Origin of the sequence: Virgibacillus chiguensis (genome assembly GCF_900129865.1) — a bacterium.
GTDB classification, from domain to species: domain Bacteria; phylum Bacillota; class Bacilli; order Bacillales; family Amphibacillaceae; genus Virgibacillus; species Virgibacillus chiguensis.
In genome coordinates, this window is the sequence record NZ_FQXD01000019.1 from 1 (window position 1) to 16013 (window position 16013).

Annotated in this window: 14 protein-coding genes, 2 pseudogenes and 1 other annotated feature; of the genes and pseudogenes, 1 reads left to right on the forward strand and 15 read right to left on the reverse strand. The window is 35.5% G+C overall.

Annotated elements, in window-relative coordinates:
* The coding region (locus BUB45_RS16465) for a YqiA/YcfP family alpha/beta fold hydrolase (RefSeq protein WP_280157542.1) at positions 1 to 722 on the reverse strand (722 nt) is incomplete at its 3' end.
* Between the two features lie 87 nt (positions 723 to 809).
* On the opposite strand from BUB45_RS16465, the gene BUB45_RS16470 reads away from it, so the two are divergent.
* Positions 810 to 1088, forward strand: coding sequence for a DUF1433 domain-containing protein (locus tag BUB45_RS16470; RefSeq protein ID WP_073012342.1), 279 nt, complete (start codon positions 810 to 812; stop codon positions 1086 to 1088).
* Positions 1089 to 1547: 459 nt separating this feature from the next.
* Here BUB45_RS16470 and BUB45_RS16480 read toward each other — a convergent pair whose 3' ends face one another.
* The 14 genes and pseudogenes from BUB45_RS16480 to glmS all read right to left on the reverse strand — a co-directional run bounded on the left by BUB45_RS16480 (position 1548) and on the right by glmS (position 15541).
* Entirely contained in the window at positions 1548 to 2027 is a 480-nt protein-coding gene (locus tag BUB45_RS16480) for a DUF7878 domain-containing protein (RefSeq protein ID WP_073012347.1), read from the reverse strand.
* 44 nt (positions 2028 to 2071) lie between these two features.
* The gene (locus tag BUB45_RS19650) at positions 2072 to 2758 is read right to left on the reverse strand and encodes an efflux RND transporter permease subunit (protein ID WP_139300195.1); all 687 of its coding nucleotides are present in this window, start codon (positions 2756 to 2758) and stop codon (positions 2072 to 2074) included.
* 138 nt (positions 2759 to 2896) lie between these two features.
* Entirely contained in the window at positions 2897 to 4276 is a 1380-nt protein-coding gene (locus tag BUB45_RS19655) for an efflux RND transporter permease subunit (RefSeq protein ID WP_212590787.1), read from the reverse strand.
* Positions 4203 to 5057: an efflux RND transporter permease subunit gene (locus BUB45_RS19660; RefSeq protein WP_139300197.1), complete on the reverse strand. Its 855-nt coding sequence runs from the start codon at positions 5055 to 5057 to the stop codon at positions 4203 to 4205. The genes BUB45_RS19655 and BUB45_RS19660 overlap by 74 nt, the downstream gene beginning before the upstream one ends.
* A gap of 413 nt (positions 5058 to 5470) precedes the next feature.
* The gene (locus BUB45_RS16490; RefSeq protein ID WP_073012350.1) at positions 5471 to 5788 is read right to left on the reverse strand and encodes an RNHCP domain-containing protein; all 318 of its coding nucleotides are present in this window, start codon (positions 5786 to 5788) and stop codon (positions 5471 to 5473) included.
* Positions 5789 to 5869: 81 nt separating this feature from the next.
* Positions 5870 to 6044: a sequence feature (16S ribosomal RNA rRNA prediction is too short), on the reverse strand.
* Positions 6045 to 6290: 246 nt separating this feature from the next.
* Positions 6291 to 6872, reverse strand: a complete 582-nt coding sequence (locus tag BUB45_RS16495) for a hypothetical protein (protein ID WP_084723767.1) — start codon at positions 6870 to 6872, stop codon at positions 6291 to 6293.
* Positions 6873 to 6950: 78 nt separating this feature from the next.
* Complete coding sequence (locus BUB45_RS16500) at positions 6951 to 7781, reverse strand: GNAT family N-acetyltransferase (protein ID WP_073012352.1); 831 nt, start codon at positions 7779 to 7781, stop codon at positions 6951 to 6953.
* 44 nt (positions 7782 to 7825) lie between these two features.
* Positions 7826 to 9841, reverse strand: a complete 2016-nt coding sequence (locus BUB45_RS16505; protein ID WP_073012355.1) for a S9 family peptidase — start codon at positions 9839 to 9841, stop codon at positions 7826 to 7828.
* A 235-nt stretch (positions 9842 to 10076) separates the two neighbouring features.
* Positions 10077 to 10472: a hypothetical protein gene (locus BUB45_RS16510; protein ID WP_073012358.1), complete on the reverse strand. Its 396-nt coding sequence runs from the start codon at positions 10470 to 10472 to the stop codon at positions 10077 to 10079.
* 503 nt (positions 10473 to 10975) lie between these two features.
* A complete protein-coding gene (locus BUB45_RS20810) occupies positions 10976 to 11299 on the reverse strand; it encodes an IS3 family transposase (protein WP_073012361.1) in 324 nt (107 codons plus the stop codon).
* 219 nt (positions 11300 to 11518) lie between these two features.
* A pseudogene (locus BUB45_RS20860) lies at positions 11519 to 11641 on the reverse strand (IS3-like element IS655 family transposase); the annotation flags it as partial.
* Positions 11642 to 11909: 268 nt separating this feature from the next.
* Positions 11910 to 12134 (reverse strand): annotated as a pseudogene (locus BUB45_RS20730) (PhzF family phenazine biosynthesis protein); the annotation flags it as partial.
* Positions 12119 to 12685: a PhzF family phenazine biosynthesis protein gene (locus BUB45_RS16520; protein WP_280157543.1), complete on the reverse strand. Its 567-nt coding sequence runs from the start codon at positions 12683 to 12685 to the stop codon at positions 12119 to 12121. The pseudogene BUB45_RS20730 and the gene BUB45_RS16520, both read right to left, overlap by 16 nt.
* Positions 12686 to 13738: 1053 nt before the next feature.
* Entirely contained in the window at positions 13739 to 15541 is a 1803-nt protein-coding gene (gene glmS, locus BUB45_RS16525) for a glutamine--fructose-6-phosphate transaminase (isomerizing) (RefSeq protein ID WP_073012363.1), read from the reverse strand.
* Positions 15542 to 16013: the final 472 nt, after the last annotated feature.

Genomic DNA, 16013 nt, shown 5'->3' on the forward strand with positions numbered 1-16013 from the left:
CGTTCCTGGTCTTCTTTGGATAATAAATGAAACACATCTGCTGCGGCAAAAGTAACCGCATTGGCATCATGTTGAACAGCATAATATTGAGCCAGACCTCCGCCAAGAGAATGGCCTGTAAAAACGATGTTGTCCGATCCGTGCTTCTTCACGTATTTTTCTACCACTTGTTCAGCTGCTGTAAATTGATTTTTGGTGTCATATGTGAGGGTTTTATCTTTGGAGTCAAACTTCGCTTTACCAGTTAATAAAGCAGCATGTTGAGAAGGTGTTCCTAAATAAGGTGTTTTTCTATAATCTTTTTTGGTATAATCGGAATCACCAAGGACAATTCCTTGGATGTCTTCTTCCACATCTTTTAGGGTTTCAGAATAGTCTACGTCTTTTTGGTTATAAACAATATACCCATTTTTCAATTCTGCTCCACCCCCGGCACCAGCCAATCTAGCATCTTGAGAGGGTGTCGCTAAGTATTTTTCTTTCACTTTGGTGACAGCTGTTTTAGGAAGTTCCGTCCCCCTAAAACTGATAACGATTTCATCTGTATCATCGTTTTGGAGCACATATCCATGTAAACCTGTATCGGAGTCTTTAATAGTTTCGATTGGGATCCAAGTGTTTTTTTCACCGTTGTTTGCATCTATTCTAATCTTACTAATATTATTATAGTATGTACGTTCTGATAATTTTGCTGCTTCATAATCTCCCAGTTTTTTCATCATACGTTCACTCCTAAAAAAAGAGGTGGTTGTTTGAAAAGAAAAATTTTAATATTCATTACAATTATTGTACTATTAGGAGGGTGCAATGTGAAGTCGAATAATTCTAATTTTGATGATAACACCATCGAAAAATCAAAAAAGGTGGTAATTAGTTACCTTGAAAATAATTATGAAAATATAGAAAAAGTGGAATTCAAAAAGGAGCACTCATCACCTATGGGTAGTTTAGTACTCGAAGGAAAAGTTAATGAAAAGGCTTACTTCAACATTGGAATTAACAATGACTTTACAATCGGAAGTATAGGAGAAGGAGACGGTTTTCCTGATTTGAAAGATGAGTGTAGAGAAAAAACATGCGACTATTAGTTTGGATGTCCATATATCTCTGGATTTGTCGTTAAAGCTTTTTTGCAGTTATATAAAAATTATAAAAATAAAACGATTACAACAACATAAACAAGAAGAAAACAATTTAAGCATTATGAAAACACATTTAAAATGGAAGCAACAATTATAATTCTAACAAAACGCAGTCCACCAAAAACTTACTTTCTAGCAAGGGATAAATTAGACGAAGTTAAGCTAAACAAAAGCAAAAGCAGCTTCACCCAATTGAAGAAGCTGCTTTTTTATTATCCTTTTGTTTCTATTTCCATCTATACATAGGAATAGAAAACGGGTCATCTGTCATTTTATTTTAATACCATCTAATTAGAAATTCAGTTAGATTATTTCAAAGTAGGTGGTTTAACATAATGAAAGACGGATCCCAAAAAGGGATATGCAAACAAGGTTGTTAACACCTATCTTCGCAATTATGCTACGCTACTGCATACTAGTTAGACTATACGGTATATGCTTCATAAAATACTTTAACCTTATATTATAATACTTCTCTATATCATTGCCCAAACGGCTCTCCAGAGTTAATAATTCATGAACAATATAATGTAAATCAAGTACATTATCAATGTCCGCTTCTGCCCAAATAGATTCCAATCTAGCTTTATTAGAGAAAGGAAGCACTGAAAGTATTGCACCTTCTTCCTCATCGTGTTCAATTGAATAATAATGAAATTCAGGTATATAGTCCTTCGTTATTCTTTCTTTCCATGTATACAAAGACTTATAAAATTCTAGGATCGGAAGTTCTGCCTCAAAGTATAAAATGTGATTCATTTTTATGGAAAACATAGCATCTACTGCTAAAATAGCTGGAACATCACTTCTATCTTTATTTGAGATGATTCCTTTATCACTTACAAAATGGTATTCAAAATGGATTTTATTATCCGTAATTTCCATTTATCCAGACCCCTTTCATTTAACCATCATTTTGAATCTTTATATTACGTTCTCGAAAATAAACGATAGATAGCTGGTATTAAAAATAAAGTAATAAAAGTAGAAAATAAGAGCCCTGATATAATTACCGTTGCCAAAGGAGCTTGATAGTCGGCTGACATTCCTGACGCCATTGCTAACGGAATCATACCACCAACCGTAGTAAGTGTTGTCATGAAAATAGGACGAATCCGGTCTTGCCCTGCATTTATAATGGAATCTTGGAGAGAATGCCCTGCTGATAGGAGTTGATTTATTCGGTGAATTAACAGGATAGCATTGTTAAGAACTATTCCCACTAACATAATTAATCCCATCGCTGACATGATGTTTAGTTCCATTTGTGTCATAAACATTCCAAGTATTACCCCAATAATGGTAACGGGAATGGTAGACATAACAATGAGGGGCTGGCCAAAATGATTAAATTGTACAGCCATTACCAAGTAAACTAAAAATACGGCAATAGCTAGTACCAAAAAGGTATCTTTCATTAAATCTTGTTGTTCTTCTAGTTCACCACCTAAAGAAACGGAATACCCAGCATCTATATTATAACTCTCCACCATGTTTTGAACATCTCGATTCACTGCTCCTAAGTCTCTACCATCGATATCAGCAAATATAGATATAGAGCGTTCCCCGTTTATATGATAAATCTCTTTTGGTACATTTACTTCCTGCAACTCCATAAAAAAGCTGACAATTTCTTATCACTGTGTCCGGGAGCATCGAGATTTAATAATGATTCTTTGGTTCCCTTCACATCATTCCAAGACACATGCATAGGGATTTTTCTACCATATTCACCATCAATTTCCCCGATGATATCACCTAGCAAGAATTGTTCTAGCCAACTTTTTCATTTCTAATTTGTTAATGCCGTATTTCTCCAACTCATCTTCATTCAATAAGATTTCTTGCATCGTAGAAGTAGCTTCCATGGAATGACTTGCTTCAACAACACCATCAATCGTTTCGGTTTTAGTAACCATGTCTTTGGCAATAGTTTTTAACTTATCAAAATCCTCTCCCCTAATCGTTATTTGCACAGGATAGCCACTTGAACCCGAAATAGCTCTGTGAACACTTCTAATTGGATGTTTTCCTTGAAGACTTCGCAACCCCTTCAATATATTGTCCGTTACTTCCTTTTGATTATAATAAATTTCATCCCCACTTGTCATTTTAATAACGGAAGTGAGTGTATTTCCTTGATCTATTATATAATTTGCCTTCACATCTTTCATCGGTTTTAGTTTTTGATGGATCGACTTAGCTATGACTTGTTTTTCATCATCGGTAGTACCATTTTCTAAGGCAACGCTAATTTCTGTATACCTGTTGAATACATCAGGCATGATATTCATAGGAATTTTCGGGACAAGAAATAGAGAAGATACAAACGCAAGCAAAAATAAGGCAATAATGAAAAAGCTCCTTGCTTTTTTAGCAATTATCCACGTCAACATGTTACGGTATAACCCTAATCCGCCGCTTTCTCGTCTCTTTTCCTTTTGTTTGCGCATGTTCATAAATCTCTCTGCAAGTGCTGGGATAAAAGTAAAAGCAATAAATACAGAACTAATTAACGTAATAGCAACCACCACGGAAAAAATAATCATGAATTTTCCAGTTTCCCCACCGATTAATCCTATTGGAAGGAATACAGCAATGGTTGTTAAAACGGAGGCAATAATTGCATTTGCTACTTCACTCGTTCCTTGTATAGCTGCTTCATAGCCAGCCAATCCTTGTTCTTTTTTCTTATATATGGATTCAAGGACAACAATGGAGGAATCTACCATCATTCCAATTCCCAGTCCTAGCCCTACAAGCGTTAACATATTCAAGCTATATCCACCTATCCACATAGAAACCATGGTCAATAAGATAGAGGTGGGTATAGATACACCAATAATAACGGTAGCGCGGAAATTTCGTAAAAACAACAGTAAAACAAGAACCGCGATTATTCCACCAATGGCTATATTTTTAGTTACACTATACATAGAATCGTTTACAAAATCCCCATGCGCCACTATTTCATTCATAGTGAAACCGTTGACTAGATCATCATCACGAATGTCATCTAATGCATGTCTGACGGATTCAGCCAATTCTATTTGCGTTGTTTCAGGTGCCCCGCCAATTTGCACTAAAATTAAAATCTTTCTGTCCGTTTTTCCATACGTTTGTCGTGTTATCATGAGCATCATTCATGGAAACCTTCGCAATATCATCAAGCAATACATTTCCAGATGGTGAAGGGATTTGAATATTTTTTATATCGTCAACATTGGTTAATTTTGTATTCCAACGTAAAAAAGTTGCATCGTCATCGAATAATTTTCCTACCGTTGATTTACGATTCATTTGCTTCATTATATCTACTGCATGGGTAACTTTAACTCCTTGTTCTAGTAACTTTTCTCGCTCAAAAGCAATATTAATACGATCATCTTTTATCCCTGAAAATGTCACATCCTGCACTTCTGGCAGTTGTTCCACACGAGGTTTTAATACATTTAACGCGAATTTCGACATCTCAGACATGTCTCCACCAGAAATATCTAAAATGAATCCGTATTTTGTGCCGGAGCCGTGCCTGCTAACATCCACCTTTTTTATTGCCGTGGAATTATTTTTAAATGAATGCACTACTGTTTCTAGTTCTCTCACCAAATCCTTATCATAATCATCTTTAAAATAAGTCTGGATGAAGCTTCCCCCCATATATGTTGTCGATTCCATGTTACTAATTCCATCAACTTTCTGTAATGCTTGTTCAAGTGGTGTGGTAATGTCATTTTCCACGTCTACTGCAGTTAAATCCCCTGCATCAACTTCAATGGAAGCGCCATTTAAATCAACTACGGGAGTCAATTCCCTGTCTAAATTCAAGAAAGCATAACTTCCCAAAAAGATAATGAAAATTACCAACAAAGTAATGAAAACTTTCCTTTTGATAACAAACTTTAGTAATCTCATAACATTCTCCCTCGCTAAGATATGTAAATTTAATGAACCGTAACATCATCCAAAATCGTATTCATGTTCGCTGGCGCTATACAAGCTGTCCATTGCTCTTTTTTCTTCATTTACCCTCCCTTTCTATAGGCTACATACATTATATAGAGTGCCGCTACGTCACTTTCAAGACCATATTGCTCTTTTTTTATGAAAGGAATTATTTATTGTTAGCTATTCACTTTTGCCATCAAAGTTTTTGTTATATCGCTTTTTTGCATAAGGAGACTATGGATTGAAGGGAATCCAAATTATAATATTAAGAGGTTCATGAGATACAGCTAACTACACTATGTAGCTTGGTAGCTTTCCTAAAATAAACAAATAAAAAGCGTTCTAATAACTAGCATTAGAACGCTCTCTCTTTTGTAGCTTTATTTTAGTTGTAACTGATACATAAGTTGAATAATATTATCTTCTTGTACGGTATCTGTTGCTGCCTTGTTCTTTTGTGTTTTCTTGCATTTTACACATTGATGTAATATCTGATGTCCTTTTTTCGCAGAGTAGTCTAAGGCTATTGGTTTCATTAGCCCCTTACATTCACTTAAACGATCACCAGGGGTATTGTCCAAATGTTTGGAATATAAACAGTAAGGGCAATGATTCCGATAACTACCATTTGTTAATCGTATAACTTCAGCACCACATTTTTCACATTGAAAAGAGGTATTCTCTCGTTTTCTAGTCATTGGCTTTCCTCCAAGATGAATTTTTTCACCTATGGAGAAAAGGGTTCCGTTTGTTTTTCTGCGTGTAGCAGTTCCAGGCTTTGAATAAGAGAGACCTATTCACCGTTTTATTTTTTAAACGATTACTTCTAGTTCCAGCTTCACAAAGGCATATTCCATCCCTTGATTCGAACCTCGGTTGACTTTATATATTTGTACCAACCACTGTGATGCGGCTATAACGCCACATCCCACTAGTACGTGTCATTATTCATCACTGGCATTGGCATCGTCCCCTAGAAAGCATAAAGGTTAAAAGAGAATAATAAAATATGAATCACTCCTTAAAGTTACAAAAGTTTATATTATTATATCAAAGTTCGCATAATATAACCGTCCTTCGTTCAAAAAACCTTTCCTCAAAGCGATTTAACTTTTAATAAAGTGCATTTCTAATCAGTGGAGATTTTCTTCACCCCTAAGTGAACGAATCATAATTGGAGCGTACGAAAAATCAGTATAACTATTCAACAACTTTAAAGTCTATTGTCGCTTTTATATTTACTCTTTCTTGATCCTCTAAGGAAAAATCTGTCTCACCATGGACAACATAGTATCCTGGAGGAAAACTATCCATTTCAGAAAATTTTTCCATATAATCCAAGTAATCACTGGAACCATCTTCCACATAGTTTCCACTTTTCCTGTATTCTTCTCTGTAAGGTTTTCCTTGTTTAAGAGTCGTTGTCATGGCGATTTCGTTTACAGTAAATCCAATGTCAAACCCACGTATCTTTTCTTCCATTGGAAAAAGCATAGCAGATGATGAATGATGAATATCAACCTCATTTTTATCGCCTACATAAGTTATTTCGCCATATACTTTCACATTATCCCTTGCTTCATACTCTTGCTTTTCACTGACGAGCCGAAAAACAAAGTCACCTTGACTATTTTCGTCTACTTTCTTTTTCACGTTATATTTTTCTAAATCACTATTGCTAATCTGCATGGGTGAGCTACACCCTGAAAATAAAAGAATAAGAATTGCTGTAAAAGCTATAAAATATTTATAACTATGGATTTCTCCTCTTTTTCGCATCATTTTGGTCTAACCTTCCTTTCATAGAAGCTCCCCCCGTTTGTAGCTTGGTATAATATTTCTTCAATGAACCATTGCATGTTATTCAAGGGAAAAATCATACCCTACATAATTAAATATATTTCGTAAACCGATATTTTCCGCAACTGCAACAGAAGGTTTATTCACTTCCATACAATCCCAATATGGAACCAAATTATTCTCCATGCAATCTTCCACAAAATGATGGGCAATTCTTTGAGCCAACTTTTTCCCCTGATGCGCTTTTAATGTTTCAATATCTATGCAGTGGACATTGCCCGCGACAAACCCCGAGAAACAAACACTTACGATTTCATTTTGATAAACCATACAATAACCCATACCATTACGCAAAAAACTTTCCACAGAATCCCAATATTCTAATATTTTCCTCTGTAAAAAAGCGGTGTTTTTTATAGCGTTATTATCATTTTCAAATAGAAAATCACACATGTTTGCAACCTTATATGCTTGTTCAACCTCAGGTTTACTATTGCCCTTATAATCTCCTTGCTGTAAACTATAAACCTTCTGATTCCACTTTCCCAACTTACGATGTTCGAACGTCTTTTCCATAACTTGATTCCACTTTTCATGATTCCCAATACCTTCAAACCATTTTAATTGGACTTTCTTTGCCTCTGGTATAATGACATGGTTGATAAAGTTGTTTAGTTCGTGATTAAATGCTTCATTTTGCTCGTTTCCGAAAAAAATGAATCCATCATTATTTCCTAACCAAATAACCCCAGATGCAGGGTCATTAACATCATCTACAAAAATACGACCAGGATTTATATTTTCCACAATTGCAATTGCTTCTAATTGCCCTTGTTCATTTATCAACTTTCTACACTTTTTAAATGAAGCTTTATCCAATTCCGATATCATAAGACATCCCCCAACCTCTCAACTCTCAATTTTAAGAAACCGCTTTATAAAACCCTAAAGTCTTTCCTGCTCTCTCCAAGAATATAGTGTGAAAACCACATCAAATTCTGCTTCATAATAGCTACATTCATTTCTGGTTGGTCAGAACTATATGCCATTCCTTTGAATATGACTAATTCTGTATCAACTTCCATATCCTTTAATCCTTGATAAACCTCAAATGCATTTGGAGTTGGAACTCTTGCATCCTTTTCGCCATGTTGGATTAAGGTAGGCGTACAAGCTGATTTAATATATGTCATTGGTGAGGTTTTAGCATATATCTCTGGGTCATTCCATGGATTATTTCCTAAATGCATCCTAATAAAATAAGGCATATCTGTATTTACATAGTGAGTACGCCAATTCGTAATTCCACCCCCAACTGAAATCGCTTTAAATCTACTACTAAATGTGGAACAAAAAGCTGCTATATATCCGCCGTTGCTCCATCCCATAGCCCCTACTCTATCTTTATCTGCAATACCTTCGTCAACTAGTTTATCCACTTCAGATATAACATCATCGTAGTAAGCAGTTCCCAATTTTTTATAGTTTGCTCTTAAAAATTCATTACCATAACCAGAACTTCCCCTGTAATTTGGTTCTAAAACGATAAAGCCTTTTTCAATAAACTGTTTAATAGGATACTTCTCATTAAAACAGTCTGAGAATATGGGAAAGGATGCCCAAGCCGGACCACCATGGATTACCACTAATAAGGGATATTTTTTATTTCTTTTAAACTCCACCGGGGTCGATAAAACACCCTCTATCTCCTGCCCGTCACTATTTTGCCATGAGATTATTTCCCTGTTACTTTTAAGCTTTTCTTTGAAAAAGCTATTTTCATTGGTTATTTTTTTATCATCTAAATAAATTTCAAAGGTTTCATTTGTTATAGCCTTATTATAGGATATATGATTTCCGTCACTTGTTATAGAAGCATCCAATATAAAGCTATCTGCCTTTTCACTTAACAATTCCATCGTTCCATCCTCAGATAACAACCCAATAAGATAATTGGTTTTGTTCTGCCATCGAATGAAAATTCCTTTAGCTGTCCATTGTATTGGAATAACCGTACTATCAAAATCTTTTAAAGGTTGAATTAACTCCCTATGATAAATGTCATATATTTCTAATGTACTGTCTTGAATATGGGTCTTATAATAATCTCTCTCCCTGATGCTTGCTGAGTAGCATATTTTGTTACCTTCAGGAGAAAAGCAAACACTCCCTCCCAACAGTTTATCTATATTCATCTTTTGCAGCTCGCCAAATTTAATGTCTAGTATGTATAGATCTCCATTAATATAATTTTCCATGTTTGGGCTTGGTGTAGCCATCATTACAGCCTTTTCTCCATCATTTGAGATATCAAATTCATGGATATGGAAATCCATTTCATCCGTTAGCTGATAAACAGCACTAGTTTCCTGTTCATCTTTATCCTCACTGGCACTATCATTTTTTTCTATACGTCCAAATTTATAGTTGTGTATCAGTTTTTCTATTTTAATGTAGTATAAACAATTATTCTGGTATTCCTTACCTATATGTTGAAAATTCCCATAAAGTTTTTTACGTTTCTTTATCATCTCAGATTCTTTTGACTGTGCGATATAATAAAAACCCTTACTATTGACATCCCATTTGAATTTACTTACTCCTTCTTCCTCATCCGTAATTTGAACACCACTATCATGATCTATGGACTTAATAAAGATCTGATTTTTCTTAATACCCTTGTCACCAACTGGACTAAGATATGCGATATACCTACAATCCGGCGACCAAGATGGAGATGTACTATCTATATCTCTAGGTGTTAACGGATAACGAATCCCCTTTTCTTTTTCATATATCCATACATGATTCCTATAAGTATTGTCTTGCCAGTTAGCCGTCCTCTTTACAAATGCTACATTTTTGCCATTATCACTGATGTTCGTATCCAATAAGGTTGGTAAGGAAATAATCTCTTCTATATTTAGATATGCTTTTTCATTCAATTTCAATAATACCCCCTTTTGTAAAATATGGTAATTTAATAATCTTATAATCACCTCTGCCCTATGCTGAACCCATATAAGGTGTTCAACTTCCCCTACTGTAATGCCTTGACCAACAATATTTCTTCATTTTAGTTGTTCTTTTTCTTTTCGACACAAAACACCCCTTTAGAAAATCATATCCAAAGGGGGATTTCACCGCAACATTTTTCAAAAAATTTAAGTTCTTTTAATTTAAAAGCTATATTTTATATGATCTTATTTCTTTTACCTTTGCAGATTTTGCAGCATTACGAAACATATATACATCACAGAAATCAATTTTTACACCATTTGCTAATGAAATCACACCATTTATGGAAGCATATTTCCCATGAGTTATCACTTGGTAAATTTCGAGACAATCAATGATGCTTTTATTTTCATTCTGCAAAATGGTGATTAATGAACATTGACCTTCTATTTTTTTATTATCTTTTAACTGATACAGTATTATAGATTCATCTGCATATTCCTTAATGATTTCAATTTGATGCTTTAATATAGCTACTGTAAAATCAATGACTATTTGTTTCCTTGGGGCATTATCACACCCTTTGGGAATGATCATTTTCGTTTCATTTGGGTAACTGTTCACTTATTTCAACCTCCTAAAAGATAAGACATGACATGGACTCTTCCATAAGAGTGCCCGTTAAGCCCTGAAACCAAAACTACTTTTAGCTGTTTGCTTCTAGCATTCATATTTCATCTTCAAAAATTCAAAACGACTAACATTTGTATCTGCAATAAAACCGAAATTGCCAATGTATTAAATCGTAATTTCAACCCATCTGCACCACTTCATGTGCTTGCAAGCCACTTGACATATGTAGATGTAGCTGGAAAATGGAACTACGTCTGCCTATTTGTCGACCTTTTTAATCGATAAATCATTGGATATAGTGCAGGAGCAAAAGATTATCGATTTCTGATGAAGGCTTTAGCTAGTATTTAGCAAACCTACAAGAGGTCGTTATTTTTCACACGGATCGTGAGAAAGAATTCGATAATCAAATCGTTGATGAAGCATTAGCTGCAGATTTTACTGGAAGGAGTATGGATTTAGATTTTTTAAAATCTGGACTAAGTTTTGCTATATCAAAATATAACCCCAAAGTAACGCTTTCTGTTGCTACTTTTAATGAAAGAACCATAATAGTCTACAAAAAAGCAAGCTTTGAATCCTTTGAAACCTTCATTCAAAGCAAAACACATCTGCTTCGATGAAGGCTTGTACGCTCGTTTTGCATTGTATTTAGAAACAAGGCCATTCTCACGGCATAATACGTGCAATGCGGCGTCTGGATACTTGCTTGCCTTGTGTTGTCTGAGCACCACTTTGATTTTACGTGATCCATACGCCCTACGGCTTTGATGAAAAATATCTTTAATCAATATAGTTAATTCTTTTTCTTCCTTCACTCTATTGCTTTCTTTTCGTTGTAGCTCGTAGTAGTATCCACTGCGGGAAACGTCGAGAATGGTGCACATCGCAGATATAGTATTAATGTGTGTTTTGCTTTATAACAGTTACTTTCGTCCGATAATCAGCGTTGCTTGGGTTTTAGTAAGACTTAGCATTTTATATGCTTAGTCGCATTTATACCTTTAGGTGCAAATATCATTTTCCATTCGTAATTACTGGTTTTCTTTGCGAAGTTTTAGAATCTCATTTTCTTCTGGTGGACGAATATCTTTTTCTTTAAAAGAGCCAGTCTGACTATGTTGTCTTATCCATTTAACCAATGCGGATGGAGTTAACTGAACACTTTCTACTCAAATCAACTCCCATCAGTTAGACTTTAGTGAATATATGTAAACTGCATGTTGGAGGGCTGGAAAGGTCTCTAAATTAGAAGTTATTGTGAAAGTGCAGTAATTGAAAAGGCAGGACTTAAAATTTTATTTATATTTTTCCAATTGTATATGCCAGAATTTATATTTCCACTTCAAATTCCGATAAATTCAATACCTTTCCACCAACTTTGACTCCAATTACTTCTAGTCCTTCAACTATTAATTCCACAATTATCTCTGAAGGATTTCTCATTGAATAACCTTGTTCCATCACAAATTGGTGATCACACCTCTTTTTGGTGTTTCCGTACTTGTATAGATAACATGCAAGGGCACCATTGGAGGTACCAGTAGCTGACTCCTCATATATACCATATAATGGTGCAAAATTCCTGCAGTAAGCATTGGAGCCAAAGAGAGATTCAAATGTAAAAACATGATATCCTATAGTATTATATATTTACTGCTAATTCGTGATACTTCTTCAAAATTTGGTTTAACTGAATTTAATATGTCGATATTTTTGACAGGAATAAGTATATCCCTGAGGCCCGTTGAAACGATTTGCACCGGGAGTATATCTATCATTTCATTTTCAGTAATGTTCAAGGAATCAGCTATTTCCTTTTTATTTATGATCTCATAAAAACTTGGAGTGTTTTGTTCCATCATAATAGTTGAATCCTCCCTTACCTCCACACTTAAAATTCCTGCCTTCGTTTCTTGAAGAAATACTCCAGGATTAATTAAACCCTTCCTTAAAAGTACATAAAATGTTGCGATGGTAGCGTGTCCACAAAGTTCTACCTCCTCTTCAGGGGTAAAAAACCTTACTTTAAAATGTGCTGATTCTGACTTCATGACAAAGGCTGTCTCACTAAAACCAATTGCTCCTGCTATCTTTTTCATACTTTCATCTGATAAAGAATCCGCCTCAATCACAACTCCGGCTGGATTACCTCCTTCTAATGTTTTAGCAAATGAATTTACTGTATATACTTTCAATTTCATATTTTTTATTCTCCTAGGCAATGATTTTATTAACTATGCACATTATCTATGACTTTGCTTATTTATCAACTTTAAAATCTTGTATTGTTAACCAAGACTTATAATCTCTCCCAAGACGAGACCTTTCCCTCTACCTTCCAAAGTCCACATTTCTATTCTTTCTTCGTTGCCCTCCTGTTTTTCGCTTGGTCATTCTAATCCTCCTAAAAATTTGTATTAAAAAACACTAATTATCTTAAAAGCCTAAATAAAAAAGTCCGTTATATAGAGAGCTTAGTTGAGTGGAATTTTTTAACTAAAGCCCGAAATTATAACAAACATCCTTCTTAAGCTTAAAGATAATTAATGCTGGATAGACTAATTCGTTTTAATACTCCTTGTAGAAATATAGTAATGATAGTTCTACAAGGAGTATTTTAATTATTACCAATACGGCTGTATTTATTCATCTAAAAGAGGGGCTAACTTTTTTGTGACTAGACATCTATCTCCCTGTTACTTAGTTGGAATCCACCACAAATCCCCCTCAACCCCTTATCTGCCAACGAGTCAGCCCTCTTATATCGACTTTTTCTTCCCTCCACTATGTTATTAAGTTCTTCCCCCAAACGCCCATTTTCATCCTCTTTTCTCCGCTCTGGGTTGTATCGAATATTCGGACAATGTTAAAGAGTTCGTACCGAACAGAGAGAAGAATCAAGAGAAAAGAAAGGAAATATAGCAATTGTAGGATGGTGTTACATTTAGGAAACAAACTGAATAGAGATTGGAAATCCTACGGATTTAGAAATTGAAAAGGCTATTGAAACCCTTATTGGACAAAGGATTGGTGGGTTATTGGAAACATAGAAAAAAACTGGACCACTATTGGATCCAGCCTGAAATATAATTAATTTTACGATTGAAAAATGATTGAGTACAAATTCGCCTGCTCTTTTTTCCTCCACACTCTCCCCTCTAATATACCAACTATTTAACAGTGGATACCGACTTTTTAGCGTGGGGAAGAAGAATTTAGCAGGGAGATAACATCACTTCAAATCCCAACTTCCCCTACTCCACAGTCACACTTTTCGCCAAGTTACGCGGCTTATCAACATCGCAATCACGATGTAATGCAGCGTAATAAGACAATAGTTGTAATGGCACAACACTAACAAGTGGTGTGAGCAATTCATGAACATGCGGGATGACAAATGCATCCGTATCTCGCTCTAGGCCCTTCATACTAATAACCATATCATTCGCTCCACGTGCTACTACTTCCTGCACATTGCCGCGAATGGAGTAATTCACATTTTCCTGAGTGGCTATTGCAATAACTGGAGTTCCTTCTTCAATTAAAGCAATCGTTCCATGCTTTAATTCTCCACCAGCAAAGCCTTCTGCCTGGATATAGGAGATTTCTTTTAGCTTAAGAGCTGCTTCTAAGCACACGTGGTAATCTACACTACGACCGATAAAAAATGCGTTGCGAGCTGTATGCAAATACTTCCGTGCCAAATCTTCTATCGCTTCTTTTTGATCGGTTAGCACTTCCATTGCATTAGCAACGATCGCTAGCTCCTGCATTGGATCAAAATCCAACGGTAATCCCTTTGTTTTTGCAGTGTCGACTGCTAATATAGCCAATACGGCAATTTGCGCTGTATAAGCTTTGGTAGAAGCTACCGCAATTTCTGGACCTGCATATAAGTTTAACGTATAATCTGCTTCACGAGAAAGGGTGGATCCAGGCACATTCGTAATCGTTAATGCTGGATGTCCCATTTCTTTAATTTTTACTAATACAGCACGACTGTCTGCTGTTTCTCCACTTTGGGAGATGAAAATAAACAACGGTTTTTCTGACAATAATGGCATGTTATATGAAAATTCACTGGCAATATGAACTTCGACTGGAACGTTGGCAAGTTTTTCGATAAATTCCTTTCCAACTAACCCAGCATGATAACTTGTTCCTGCTGCAATAATATAAATACGATCACAGCTGTTCATAGCCTGACGAATGTTCTGATCTAGTTTAAGTTCATTATTTTCTGTTTGATATTCGCGAATAATTTTACGCATAACAAACGGCTGCTCATCGATTTCCTTTAACATGAAGTGAGGGTACGTCCCTTTTTCAATATCATTGGCATCAATTTGAGCTGTATATGGTTCACGCATAATGGAATTTCCATCAAGATCATGAATTTCAATATATTCACGATGAACGAGCACTACTTCCTGATCATGAATTTCGACATACTGATCCGTTGCTTTTAATGTTGCCATGGCGTCACTTGCAACAACATTAAATCCGTTACCTAATCCAACTAGTAAAGGACTCTTATTTTTAGCAACATACAGCGTATCTTTGTTTTCATGATCGATCATACCGATCGCATAGGACCCCTTTAATAGACGCATTGCTTTACGAAAAGCTGCTGCTGTATTGTTTGTTTCGGCGAACAGCTTTTCAATCAGTTGCACAATGACTTCTGTATCTGTTTCACTAACAAAATGCACGTTCCCAAGATAGTTCTCTTTTAATTCTTGGTAATTTTCAATAACGCCATTATGAACAAGGGTAAATCTGCCAGACGCGCTTTGATGCGGGTGTGCATTCTCTTCGCTTGGCACACCATGAGTCGCCCAGCGCGTATGACCGATTCCCATCGTTGCACGTAATGAGCTATCTATGCTTTCTCTTAATTTTGCAATTCGACCTTTTACTTTCACAACTTGAACACCTGTGTCATTTAAAGTTGCAATACCTGCTGAATCATAACCTCTGTATTCAAGCTTTTCAAGACCATTTAGTAAAACTTCTTTCGTATCATCCTGTCCGATATATCCTACAATTCCACACATCGTTGTAGTCCTCCTTGTAAAAAAGGGGCAGGACAAACGATCCAAATAAAATATACTTTATAGGGGCCGTTGTACTGCCCCTTTCTCGTGATTGTTTTTGTAACACCTTGCCATTTCCCTTTGGCCAACAAGTTACCTCGTTGTTTTAAGGAAGAGCGTAACAATTGAGATGTACAATCGGGAGGCACCCGCCGAACATTCGATAACCTCCAACCTCGTCAACTATGCTTTCTCGCGTTCGATTGCATAGTCCTGGCGCTTTAGAAAATCGGTTTTACTTTAATGCTCCTTTCTATATTTGAATCAACTAAGAAAACCTAGCTTATCGCTAAACCTTTAAACTTTTATACTTTTCTAGTACAAAAAGGGTTCACCACATTTTAACCTTGATTTGTATTTTTAGTCAATCATTTTTTTATTAAAGCTGTATAGAGAAGCCTGATCGCTGACAATAGATAAAACAATGATTTGA